Annotated in this window: 9 protein-coding genes; all 9 read left to right on the top strand. The window is 71.2% G+C overall.

Annotated features, from left to right (window positions below; translation table 11 throughout):
* The first annotated feature begins 63 nt into the window (after positions 1 to 63).
* Positions 64 to 2,082, top strand: coding sequence for a bifunctional 2',3'-cyclic-nucleotide 2'-phosphodiesterase/3'-nucleotidase (locus ISP17_RS18840; RefSeq protein WP_404635970.1), 2,019 nt, complete (start codon positions 64 to 66; stop codon positions 2,080 to 2,082).
* A gap of 233 nt (positions 2,083 to 2,315) precedes the next feature.
* Positions 2,316 to 2,882, top strand: a complete 567-nt coding sequence (locus tag ISP17_RS18835) for an RNA polymerase sigma factor (RefSeq protein ID WP_404635968.1) — start codon at positions 2,316 to 2,318, stop codon at positions 2,880 to 2,882.
* Positions 2,879 to 3,895 (top strand): FecR family protein, encoded by a 1,017-nt coding sequence (locus ISP17_RS18830; RefSeq protein WP_404635966.1) that lies wholly within the window; start codon positions 2,879 to 2,881, stop codon positions 3,893 to 3,895. Before ISP17_RS18835 ends, ISP17_RS18830 begins: the two co-directional genes overlap by 4 nt.
* Before the next feature lie 5 nt (positions 3,896 to 3,900).
* Positions 3,901 to 6,777, top strand: a complete 2,877-nt coding sequence (locus tag ISP17_RS18825) for a TonB-dependent receptor domain-containing protein (RefSeq protein ID WP_404635964.1) — start codon at positions 3,901 to 3,903, stop codon at positions 6,775 to 6,777.
* Positions 6,778 to 7,129: 352 nt separating this feature from the next.
* Positions 7,130 to 8,287: a homoserine dehydrogenase family protein gene (locus ISP17_RS18820; RefSeq protein WP_404635962.1), complete on the top strand. Its 1,158-nt coding sequence runs from the start codon at positions 7,130 to 7,132 to the stop codon at positions 8,285 to 8,287.
* Entirely contained in the window at positions 8,284 to 9,273 is a 990-nt protein-coding gene (locus ISP17_RS18815) for a homoserine kinase (RefSeq protein WP_404635960.1), read from the top strand. Before ISP17_RS18820 ends, ISP17_RS18815 begins: the two co-directional genes overlap by 4 nt.
* 31 nt (positions 9,274 to 9,304) lie before the next feature.
* Complete coding sequence (gene thrC, locus ISP17_RS18810) at positions 9,305 to 10,612, top strand: threonine synthase (protein WP_404635958.1); 1,308 nt, start codon at positions 9,305 to 9,307, stop codon at positions 10,610 to 10,612.
* Positions 10,613 to 10,864: 252 nt separating this feature from the next.
* Positions 10,865 to 11,005 carry a hypothetical protein gene (locus ISP17_RS18805; protein ID WP_404635956.1) on the top strand — a complete coding sequence of 47 codons (141 nt, stop codon included), beginning with the start codon at positions 10,865 to 10,867 and terminating at the stop codon, positions 11,003 to 11,005.
* 107 nt (positions 11,006 to 11,112) lie between these two features.
* Positions 11,113 to 12,687, top strand: coding sequence for a 2-isopropylmalate synthase (locus ISP17_RS18800; protein ID WP_404635954.1), 1,575 nt, complete (start codon positions 11,113 to 11,115; stop codon positions 12,685 to 12,687).
* The last annotated feature ends 26 nt before the right edge of the window (positions 12,688 to 12,713 follow it).

Genomic DNA, 12,713 nt, shown 5'->3' with positions numbered 1-12,713 from the left:
GCGGGGCGAAACGACACGCCGATCTGCTAGGTTTCGCTCCTCTTCTGATCGACGGAACCCGCCATGTCCGCACCCCGCCCCCGCCCCGTTTCCACGCTGGTCCTGGGCGTGCTCGCCGCGGGCCTGCTGGCCGGTTGCAGCGGCCTGCTGTCTCGCCACCCCGCGCTGGTCGACGGCGCTCGGGCCGACGTGGCGATCCTGGAAACCACCGACATCCACTCCAACCTGCTCGGCTACGACTACTACAAGCTCAAGGCCGATCCGACGCTGGGCTACGAGCGCACGGCGACGCTGATCCGCCGGGCGCGGCAGGAATTTCCCAACACCTTCCTGTTCGACGACGGCGACACCATCCAGGGTTCCGTGCTGGCCGACTACCAGGCGCTGGCCAGGCCGGTGGGCTGCAACGAGGAGCTGGCGGTCTACCGCGCGATGGACAGCGTCGGCTACGACGGCGCCACCGCCGGCAACCACGAGTTCAACTACGGCCTGCCGTTCCTGTCGCAGGTCACCGGCACGCCGATGAACGTGGACGGCGGCACATCCAAGCGCTGCGCCGGCCCGCATTTCCCGCTGGTGCTGGCCAACGTGGCCAGCGCGCGCGACGGCAAGCCGCTGTTCAAGCCGTGGGCGCTGGTGAGCAAGACCATCGAGGCCTACACCCCGGACGGCAGCAAGCTGGCGGTGCCGCTGAAGGTGGGCATCCTCGGCTTCGCGCCGCCGCCGATCCTGCAGTGGGACAAGCAGAAGCTCGAGGGCCGGGTGACCGTGAGCGGCGTGGTGGAGGCGGCGCAGAAATACCTGCCGGCGCTGGAGGCGCAGCACCCGGACCTGATCGTCGCCGTGCTGCACGGCGGCCTGGACGACCGGCCCTACACGCCGGACATGGAAAACGGCGGCTGGCACCTGGCCGGCGTGCCGGGCATCGACGCCCTGCTGCTGGGCCACTCGCACACCGAGTTCCCCGGCCCGCACTACGCCGGCATGCAGGATGTGGACGCCGAGCGCGGCCTGGTGCGCGGCGTGCCGGCGGTGATGGGCGGCTTCTTCGGCAAGGACCTGGGCGTGATCAAGCTGGCGCTGGTGCGCCAGGGCGGCAAGTGGGTGGTGGACAAGGCCGACACCCATAGCGAGGTGCGTCCGATCTGCCAGCCGGCCGTGAAGGGCAAGGCACCGGACTGCGTGGCGCCGGATCCGGCGATCGCCCCGCTGGTGGCCAAGGTGCACGAGGCGGCCATCGCCTACGTCAACACGCCGATCGGCGACAGCCGCGTGCGGCTGAGCAGCTACTTTGCCGACGAGGGCGACATGACCGCGCTGGCGCCGATCAACGCCGCGCAGGCGGAGTACGTGCGCGCCGAGCTGCCCAAGACCCATCCTGAGCTGGCAGATGTGCCGGTGCTGTCGGCCGCCGCCGCATTCCGCACCGGCTTCGGCGGCCCGGACGACTACACCGACGTGGCCCCCGGCCCGCTCACCCTGCGCAGCGCCGCCGACCTGTACTTCTATCCGAACACCCTGGCCGCGGTGAAGACCGACGGGGCCGGGCTCAAGGCCTGGCTGGAACAGTCGGCGCGCCGCTTCAACCGCATCGACCCGGCCAAGGCCGGCGAGCAGGCGCTGATCAACCCGCACTACGTCGGCTACAACTTCGACCAGATCCAGGGCGGCATCGCCTACACCATCGACGTGTCGAAGCCGGCCGGCGAGCGCATCACCTCACTCACTTATGACGGCAAGCCGGTCATCCCGCAGCAGCCGTTCGTGATCGTCACCAACAACTACCGGGCCAGCGGCGGCGGGCATTTCCCCGGTCTGGACGGCAGCAACATCGTGCTGGCCTCGCCCGACGGCGCGCGCGAGATCCTGGCGCGCTGGATCGAGCGCAAACAGCACCTCACCGCCGCCGACCTGGAGCCGACCTCCTGGCACTTCGCCCCGCTGAAGACCCGCGGCCCGGTGGTGTTCCGCGCCGCCGCGGGCAAGCAGGCGGTGGCGGCAGCCGCTGGCCTGAACCACGTACGCCAGCTGAAGGACCACGGCGACGGCACCGCCACCTACGCGATCGACCTGTCCCCCTGAGGATCGGGGGCGCAGGCGAAATGGGAGGTAGGGGGGATCGGCGCCGATCGCGTTGAAGGGGTGTGGGCCCGGTTTGGCGGCATCAGCCATCCCGGTCCCGGCATCCCCCCGCGCAGGGATTGCGGCCCTCAAGCCTTCCGCATGGACGCGGAAGCACTTCATCGGTGGCCACAAGCGGCGGCGGTTGCGATATCGTGACGACTATATCTCTGGTCAACACACGGTGCCTCCGCATGGCCCTGGGCGCGGCCGAGCCCGAGCAGACGCTTGCCGGCACCGGTCACTCAAACGAATTCGACGGCTTCGTGCGATCGCAGCGCGAGACGCTGGTGCGCTTCCTGCACAGGCGCACGCGCTCGGCGGACGACGCCGAGGATCTGGCCCAGGAAAGCCTGACCCGGCTGATGCGTTACCGCGGCCACGCGCCGGAAACCTGGATGGCGCTGCTTTATCGCATCGCCGTCAATGCCCTGCACGACCGCAGCCGGCGCGCCGCCAGCCACTTCGATGCGCACCACGTGAGCCTGGACGACGAGGCCGGCGAGTTGGCCGCCAACGAGCCCAGCCACGAGCAGCGCACCGCCTCGCAGCAGGAGCTGGTGGCACTCCAGCGCGCCCTGCTGCGCCTGCCGCAGCGTTGTCGGCAGATCTATCTGCTGAACCGGATCGAAGGCATGACGTACACCGAAATCGCCGACCACTGCGGCATCAGCGTCAAGGCGGTGGAGAAGCACATCAGCCGGGCCCTGCGCTCGCTGCGCGAGCGTCTGGGCGCCTTTCACACGGAGGTCGAATCATGATGAACCGTCACGCGATGGATCCGCCGGCCGCCGGCTTTCCCGACAGTGCCGAAGCCTGGCTGGCCAGGCTGCATTCGCCGGCCCGCAGCCCGCAGGACGAGGAAGCGTTCGAGCGTTGGCGCGCCGCCGACCCGGATCACGCCGCCGCATTCGCGGAGGTGGACTACCTGCACCGCAATGCCGCCATGCTGGCCGAGGACCCGCTGCTGCGCGCGGTGGCGCGGGCCGCCCGGCGCGACCTGGCCCGGCGCCCGGTCGCGCGTCCGCAGCGCACCTGGTGGATGGCCGCCGGCCTCGCCGCCGGCGTGCTGGTGGCGGTGGGGCTGACCCAGATGGTGCGCCTCGGCGCGCCGGTGGAGCAGAGCTACGCGGCGGGCACCGGTCTGCCGCAGGCGGTCACACTCACCGACGGCACGCAGGTGCAGCTCGATGCGCAGTCCAGCCTGGTCACCCGCTTCAGTGCGCACCAGCGCGAGGTGATCCTGCGCAACGGCCGCGCCCAGTTCCACGTGGCGCACGACGCCGCGCGCCCGTTCGTGGTGCTGGTGGACGGCAACGTGATCCGCGACATCGGCACCACGTTCCAGGTCAGCCGGCGCGCCGAGGGTGTGACGGTGGGGCTGCTGGAAGGCCGCGTGTCGGTCAGCCGCGACACCGTGGGGCAAACCTGGAGCAGCAACCTGGCCCCGGCGCAGCAGCTGCACATCGATGCGCAGGGCCATGCGGCCGACGTGGCGCCGCTGGATCTGGACCAGGCGCGCGGCTGGACGCGCGGCGAGCTGTCGTTCGACCAGCGCCGGCTCGACGACCTGCTGCAGTCGATGAACCGCTACTCCGCCACCCAGCTGCGCCTGGGCGACCCCGCGCTGGCCTCGCTCAAGGTCAGCGGCAGCTTCCATGCCGGTGACCAGGACGCGCTGGCGCAAGCGCTGGCGCAGGGCTGGAAACTGCGCGTGGAGCGCACCGGCACCGACGAGCTGACCCTGTTGCCATCCGCCGCCGGGGCGCGCTGATCGCAATGCCCCGGCGCCACGTCGCGTTCGCCGCGCCCGGTCGTCGACTCGCCGCGCACGGGCTCGCGCTGGCGCTGCTGCTGATCGCCTGCCCGCCGGCCGCCCTCGGCGCACCCGCCGCGTCCACCCGGCACTACCGCATTGCGGCCGGCACGTCGCTGGACGACGCGCTGCACCTCCTGGCCCGGCGCGGCAACATCCAGCTGCTGTACGCACCGGACCTGACCAGCCGTCGCCGCGCCGCGGCGCTGGAGGGCGACTTCACCGCCGGCGAGGCACTCACGCGCCTGTTGCGCGGCAGCGGACTCACCGCCGAGGCGGTCAACGCCGATACCTTCGTGCTGCGCCGCGCGGACGCCTCTCCAACCGCGCCTATCCCGGCGCCACGCGCGCTGCCGCCGGCGCCGCTGGAAAGCGTGCCGGTGCCGCTGCTCGCGGTGGAAGTCACCGGCACCCACCTGCGCCGCACCGCGATGGAAACCGCCTCGCCGCTGACCGTGATCGACCGTCGCCAGATCGAACACAGCGGCTACCAGACCCTGTTCGAGCTGCTGCGCGCCCAGCCGGGCGTGCGCGTGAACAACGCCCCGGTCGCGCTGAGCGACAACGCGCTCTACCAGGCCAACGGGCTGTCCGGTGCCACCGGTGCGGCGGCGGTGGACCTGCACGGGCTGGGCGCCACTGCCACGCTGTTCCTGGTCGACGGCCAGCGCATGGCCGGCTACGGCCTGTCGCAGGGCGAGTTCAGCCTGGTCAACGACCTGGAGAGCATCCCGCTGTCGCTGGTCGAGCGGGTGGAAGTGCTGCGCGACGGCGCCTCGGCGATCTACGGCTCCGACGCCATGGCCGGCGTGGTGAACATCATCCTGCGCAAGCACTTCGAAGGCGTGGCGCTGGACGGCAACACCGGCATCTCCTCGCGCGGCGATGCCGCGCAGCATCGCGGCACGGCAAGTTTCGGCACGGCGTTCGGCCACGACGGCCATCTCGTGCTTGGCGCCGATTATCTCGACCGCGCGCCCCTGCTGGGCAGCGCGCGCCGCTGGGCCCGCAACGGCGGCGACGGTGGCGATGGCACCTACTATTTCGATGGCGGGCAGATCGGCTACAGCAACACCGGCGGCGGCTGCACGCAGACCACGCTGGACGGTCCGTGCACCAACACCTCCGGTCCGCTGACCACGCTGCAGACCGGCCTGGACAGCCGCTCGCTGCTGGCCCACGTCGACCATCCGCTGGGCGCGCTGGAGGCCTACGCCGACCTGCGCTGGAACATGGTGCGCCAGCGCCAGCAGACCGGACCGGCCACCGAGCAGTTGCTGGTCTATGACCCGGCCACCCCGCGGGGTGCGCGGGTGGTGAATTACGCCTTCAGCGACGTCGGCCCGATCCGCGATATCACGCAATCGCGCAGCACCCAGCTCAGCGCCGGCCTGCGCGGCCATCCCGGCGACTGGCAGTGGGATCTGCGGCTGGACGATCAGCACAACGCCGGCACCGACCGCGCGCGCGGCCTGCTGCGCTCCAGCGTGCTGGAGCGGGCGCTGGCCGACGGCAGCTACCAGCCCGGCGGCCACAATGACCCGGCCCTGCTCGCCGCGCTGTCGCCGGAGCTGCTGCGCACCGGCCACACCAGCCAGAGTGGCTTCAGCCTGCGCGCGGACGGCCCGCTGGCGCAGTGGCCGCTGGGCGAAGTGGGCCTCGCCGCCGGCATCGAGGGTTACCGCGAGCAGCTGGACGACCAGCCCGATCCGCTGCTGATCGCCAGCGACGTGTTCCAGTTCCAGCCGCCCTACGTGCGCCGCGGCGACCGCTGGATCTCCGCCGCCTACGTGGAAATGGAAACCCCGCTGGCGAAGGGGTTCACTGCCAACGTGGCCGCGCGCGCCGACCATAGCGGCGGCTTCGGCTGGGCGTTCTCGCCGCGTCTGGGCTTGAAGTGGGACGTCTCCGACAGCGTGAGTTTCCGCGGCACCATCGCGCGCGGCTACCGCGCACCGACCCTGCCCGAACTCGATCGCCCGCAGGCGCTGCTGCCCACCGGCGTGCGGGTGGAAGTGCCCGATGCGTTGCTGCCGTGCGTGAACGCCCGCTCGGTCGGCCACGGCTATTCGCTGTGCACGCTGCGGCTGGACAGTGTGAGCAACCCCGACCTGCAGCCGGAGCGTTCGCGCAGCCTCACCTTCGGCGTCGTGCTGGCGCCCACGCCGGCGCTGGGCATCGCGCTGGACGTCTACCAGGTCGACCGCCGCAACGAGATTCGCGCACTGCCGGTGTCCTACGCGCTGGATCATCCGGACGCCTATCCCGAACTGTTCCGGCGCGACGCCCAGGGCGCGCTGTACGCCTTCGACCAGCAACTGGTGAATCTGGGCAAGACGATGGTGCGCTCGTTCGACCTGGACGTGCGCTACCGGCTCGACACCGTGCACCTGGGCAGCTTCAGCTTCAACCTCGGCGTGGACTGGCTGTCCAAGCTGCGCCGGCAGATCGCGCCCGAGGCGCCACCGGAGCCCTACGACGGCTACGCCGACCAGCCCAAGGCCACCGCGCTGGCCGGCGTGGAATGGACGCGCGGCGACTGGGTCACCACGGCCAACCTGCGCTACACCGGCCACTACGCCTACCAGGCCAGTGCGAACAGCCTGCTGACCTGTCCGGACGGGCTGCGCAGCGCCGGCCACTGCAACACGCCGGCCTTCACCCTGCTCGATCTCAATCTCGACTACGGCGGCCTGGCGCACTGGCGGATCGGCATCAACGTGCACAACGTGCTCGACCATCGGCCGCAGTATTACAGCCGTCCCTCGCTGGCCTACAGTCCGTCGTTCGACGACGTGGCGGGGCGCTACTTCCTGCTCAGCTTCCACTACCAGCGCTGATCCCGGAGTCGGGCGCGACGGCCGTCACGCTGCGCGGATGGTTGCAATTGCACCTGTTGACCGCAGCGCAACATCGCCCGTAACGTCGGTCGCATGTCGATCGACAACGCCCCTGCCAGCCTCCGCCCCGCTCGCCTCCCCGGCGTGGTGCGCTGCGCTGGCGCGCGCTGCGTCGACACCCTCTTCTGCGCCGCGGCCACCATTACCACCACGACCATTACCACTCGGTCGGGGTGGGTGTCCGTGCGCGACTAGCTTCACCATCACGCAACGGCCCCGCCCTCGACGAGGCGGGCCGGCGTACACCACCGACACCGCCAGCAGCGAGCACGGGCCTCATCCGGAGGCTTACGTGAATACCTGCGCACCCCAGCTGCTCGAACATCCCAAACCGTTGCCGTCGGCGTTCGCGCCGGCGGCTCCCTCCCTGCGTTGCCGCCAGCTCGCCGTCGGCGTGATTGGGCCCGGTCGCGTGGGCAGCGCGCTGCTCGACCAGCTGCGCGCCGCCCAGCCGCGGCTGCGACGCGAGGGCCGCGTCGACGTGAAGCTGTGCGGCGTGGTCGCCAGCAAGCGCATGTGGCTGGATTGCGACGACGCCGAGCTCAACGGCCGCGCCGGCGGCGCCCAGGTGTGGCGACCGAACGATCTCGATGCGTTTGCCGCCCACGTGCGCGGCCTCGAACCGCGCGATGCGCTGCTGATCGACTGCAGCGCCAGCGACGCGGTGGCCTCGCACTATCCGCGCTGGCTCGCCGCTGGGCTGCACGTGGTGACCCCGAACAAGCTCGCCGGCAGCGGCGAGCTGGCGCGTTGGCAGGCCATCCGCACGGCGAGTGCCGCCAGCGGCGCGCGCTTTCGCTACGAGGCCACGGTGTGCGCCGGCCTGCCGGTGGTGCAGACGCTGCGCGACCTGCTCGACACCGGCGACGAATTGCTCGCGGTCGAGGGCATGTTCTCCGGCACGCTGGCCTGGCTGTGCAATCGCCACGACGGCGCGCAGCCGTTCTCCGCGCTGGTGCGCGAGGCGCACGCGCTGGGCTACACCGAGCCGGACCCGCGCGACGACCTCTCCGGCCTGGACGTGGCGCGCAAGCTGGTGATCCTCGCCCGCGAAGCCGGCTGGGCACTGTCGCTGGACGACGTGGCGGTGGAAAGCCTGGTGCCGGCCGCGCTGGCGTCGTTGTCGCGCGAGGAGTTCATGGAGCGGCTAGCGGAACTGGACGCCCCGATGGCCGCCAAGCTGGCCGAGGCGCGCACGCGCGGCGGCGTGCTGCGCCATGTCGCCCATCTCGACGCCCGCGGCTGCGCCAGCGTCAAGCTCGCCGTGCTGCCGGCCGCGCACGCGTTCGCCCACTCGCGGCTCACCGACAACGTGGTGCAGTTCACCACCCGCCGCTACTGCGATAATCCGCTGCTGGTGCAGGGGCCGGGTGCCGGTCCCGAAGTCACCGCCGCCGGCATCTTCGCCGACCTGCTGCGCATCGCCGAATCGCTGGAGCTGCGCGCATGAACGCCCAACTGCGAGACCGCATGACCACCGCCCCGCAACGCGCCCTGCACGCCTACGCCTTCGCCCCCGCCTGCGTGGGCAACGTCGGCGTCGGCTTCGACATCCTCGGCCACTCGATGGCCGGCGCCGGCGATCGCGCCGAGGTGCGCCGCATCGATGAGCCGGTGGTGCGCATCGCCGCGATCCACGGCGTGGTCACCGAGCTGCCGCTCGACCCGATGCGCAACACCGCCGGCATGGCGCTGGTGTCGCTGCGCAAGGCGCTGGGCCTGGCGCACGGCTTCGAACTGACCCTGCACAAGGGCATCGCGCTGGGTTCGGGCATGGCCGGTTCGGCCGCGTCCTGCGTGGCCGCGCTGGTCGCTGCCAACGCCTTGCTGGAACGACCACTGCCGCCCGAATCGCTGTACGGCTTCGCGCTGGACGGCGAGGCGGTGGCCAGCGGCAGTCGCCACGGCGACAACATCGGGCCGATGCTGCTCGGTGGCCTGGTGCTGGCCACGCACGACCGGCTGGTGCGCATCCCCGTGCCCGCCGGCTGGCACTGCGCGCTGGTGCATCCGCACTTCGTGCTGGAAACGCGCAAGGCGCGCGCCGCGCTGGCCGGCGACTACCCGCTGGGCAGCTTCGTCAGCCAGAGCGCCAACCTCGCACTGGTGCTGGCCGGCTGCTACCGCGGCGAGGCCGCGCTGGTGCGCGAAGGCCTGAAGGACGTGCTGGTGGAACCGCGCCGCGCGCCGCTGGTGCCGAACTTCGCCCATGTGAAGCAGGCCGCACTCGATCACCGCGCGATGGGCGCCAGCATCTCCGGCGCCGGCCCCAGCGTGTTCGGCTGGTACGAGCACCGCGCCGACGCGGAGAACGCCGCCGTCGCCATGCGCGCCGCCTTCGCCGAAGCCGGGCTGGACAGCGACAGCTTCGTCGCCCCGGTCGACGGGCCGGCCGCCAGCGTGCTCGCCTCGCTCGACGCCGGAGTCGATGCATGAGCCGCTCCAACATCCATCAGGCGGGGCATTGATGAGCACCCTGCGTTACGTCAGCACCCGCGGCGGCAGTCCGGCCGCCGGCCTGAGCGAGGCCATCGCCGCCGGGCTCGCTCCCGATGGCGGCCTGTACGTGCCGCAGACGATGCCGCGGCTTGACGTCGCCGACTTCTATCCGCGCGGCTCGCTGGCCGACACCGCCGCCACCCTGCTCGCGCCGTTTTTCGCCGGCGACCCGCTGGCCGGGGCGCTGCCTGCGATCTGCGCCGAGGCGCTGGATTTCCCGGTGCCGCATCGCGCGCTGCCGGCCGACGGCGCCCACGTGCTGGAGCTGTTCCACGGCCCCACCGCCGCGTTCAAGGACGTCGGCGCGCGCTTCCTCGCCGCCTGCCTGGCACGTCTGCCGCGGACGGATTCGCGCCCGCTGACCATCCTGGTCGCCACCTCCGGCGACACCGGCGCGGCAGTCGGCGCAGCGTTCCTCGGCCGGCCCGGCGTGCGCGTGGTGATCCTGTATCCGGACGGCAAGGTCTCGCCGCGGCAGGCGCACCAGCTTGGCTGCTTCGGCGACAACGTCAGCGCGCTGCGCGTGGCCGGCCGCTTCGACGACTGCCAGCGCATGGTGAAAGCCGCGCTCAACGACGCCGCGCTGCAGGCCGAGGTGCCGCTGTCCTCGGCCAACAGCATCAGCCTCGGCCGACTGCTGCCGCAGATGAGTTACTACGCGCACACCGCGCTGGCCTGGTGGCGCGAACGCGGCGAGCCGCTGCAGCTGATCGTGCCCACCGGCAATCTCGGCAATGCGCTGGCCGCGTTGTGGGTGCGCGCGCTCGGCCTGCCGGTCGGCCGCGTGCACCTGGCCTGCAACGCCAACGCCACATTGCCGGAGTTCCTGGCCGGCGCCGACTACCGGCCGCGCGAAGCGGTAGCCACGATCGCCAACGCGATGGACGTGGGCGCGCCGAGCAACGTCGAGCGCCTGCGCTGGACCTTCGACGACGCCACCCTGCGCCGCGACCTGCCCGCCACCGCAGTGGACGACGATGCCATCCGAGCCACCCTCGCCCGCCACGCCCGCGACCACGGCGAGGTGTTCTGCCCGCACACCGCCACCGCAGTGCACGTGCTCGACGCACTGCGCGCAGCCGGCGACCACAGCGACTGGACCGTAGTCGCCACCGCGCACCCGGCCAAGTTCGAGAGCGTGGTGGAGCCGCTGATCGGGCATCCGGTTGCGGTGCCGGCGGCGCTGTCTGCGATGCTGGCGCGTCCGGCGCACGCCACGCCGATGGCCGCGGACGATGCGGCGTTGAAGGCCTGGCTGCGATCGTCTCCCGGCTGATCCGTACCTGCGCGAACGGAAGCTGCGGCGACGCGTCATGACACACCGCCGCCCGTTCCCGCGCCTGTGTGGAGAGGCGGCGAGACTTGAAGCGGAAGAAACGCCAGTTCATGCGAATGGGGCCTCAGCCCTTGTGGCACAAAGGCTGGCGGCCAATTTCAATTGGACATCTGGACGTCCAAACAACTTTTTTCGCATGGATTCACATGAAACTGTTGACGCGGCCTTTTCGGGTGACCTAAGGTCGGTTTCATGTCGCAGCGCAACAGCCATCACAGCCTCGCCCTGAGCCGTCGTCCCACGACGGTCGGCGACCCGCTGCTGATCGGCGGCGGCCTCCTTCTTCTTTCCCTTGTACTCGTACTCCTCATTACCAGCGGAGGTGCGGGCTAGCGGCTGCGTCCAGGCAAAAGAAACACACCTGAGACACCCCCAGACCCCGCACCGACACCGGCGCGGGGTTTTTTTTGGCCCGCGTCCCGCCTTTCCCGGAGACACCGATGAACCCCGAGCACGACGTAGCCACACCCACTGCCGAAGACCGCGTGCGGATCTTCGACACCACCCTGCGCGACGGCGAGCAGGCGCCGGGCTTCTCGATGGACCGCCGGGCCAAGCTGCGCATGGCGCAGGCGCTGGAGGCCTTGGGCGTGGACGTGCTCGAAGCGGGTTTCCCGCAGGCCTCGCCGGACGATTTCGCCGCCGTGTCGGAGATCGCCCGCACGCTGAAAACCACCACCGTGTGCGGCCTGGCGCGCTGCCAGGACGGCGACATCGATACCACCGCCCGCGCGCTGGAAAAGGCGCAGCGCTCGCGCATCCACGTGTTCCTCTCCACCAGCCCGCTGCACCGCGAGCACAAGCTGCGCATGAGCAAGGCCCAGGTGGTCGATGCCGCCATCAAGGCGGTCGAGCGCGCCGTGCAGCTCTGCCACGAAGTCGAGTTCTCCGCCGAAGACGCCCTTCGCACCGAGCCCGACTTCCTGGCCGAGGTGTTCAGCGCCGCGGTCGCCGCCGGCGCCACCACGCTCAACGCGCCGGACACCGTGGGCTACACCACGCCCTCGGAAATGATCGAGCTGTTTTCCTACCTGCGCGCCCACGTGCAGGGCGCGGAGAAGGTGATCTTCTCCAGCCACTGCCACGACGACCTGGGGATGGCGGTGGCCAATTCGATGGCCGCGATCAGCGCCGGTGCGCGCCAGGTGGAGTGCACCATCAACGGCATCGGCGAGCGCGCCGGCAACGCCGCGCTGGAGGAGATCGTGATGGCGCTGAAGGTGCGTGCGCCGCACTTCGGCGTGGACACCCGCATCGACACGCGCCGGCTCTACCCCACCTCGCGCCTGCTGACCCAGCTCACCGGCCAGGCGGTGCCGCGCAACAAGGCGATCGTCGGCGAGAACGCGTTCGCGCACGAGTCGGGCATCCACCAGCACGGCATGCTCAAGCACCGCGGCACCTACGAGATCATGCGCCCGCAGGATGTCGGCATCGCCGAGACCAAGCTGGTGCTGGGCAAGCACTCCGGCCGCGCCGCGCTGCGCCAACGGCTGGAAGCGCTGGGCCACGCGCCGGACGAGGCGGCGATGGAAGACATCCTCGCCCGCTTCAAGACGCTGGCCGACAAGAAGCGCGAGATCCACGACGAGGATCTGGAAGCCCTCGCGCTGGGCCAGGACCCGCAGGCGACCGGGCCGTGGCGGATCGTGCAGCTCAACAGCAGCACGCATCAGGGCAGCGCATCCGCCTCGGTGAAGCTGGCCCATGACGATGGCCACGAGGCCAGCGAGGCGGCGATCGGCGACGGCCCGGTCGACGCGGTGCTGCGCGCGATCGAGCGCGCCACGGGTCACGCGGTGGAACTGACCGACTTCAGCGTGCGCGCGGTCAGCGAAGGCGGCGACGCGCAGGGGCAGGCCAAGCTCACCGCGCGCCACGGCGGCCGCGACTGGCGCGGCCACGGCATCAGCACCGACATCGTCGAAGCCACCGCGCTGGCCGCGCTGGCCATCGTCAACCGCATCGAACGCCAGGCGCCGGCCCGCGAAGCCGCCGCCGTGGCGCACCTGTGAGCACTCCCATGCCACCGTCCCTCCGG

Source organism: Dyella ginsengisoli, assembly GCF_044904665.1.
GTDB lineage: Bacteria > Pseudomonadota > Gammaproteobacteria > Xanthomonadales > Rhodanobacteraceae > Dyella_A > Dyella_A ginsengisoli.
This window is presented reverse-complemented; position numbering and strand designations above follow the sequence as displayed.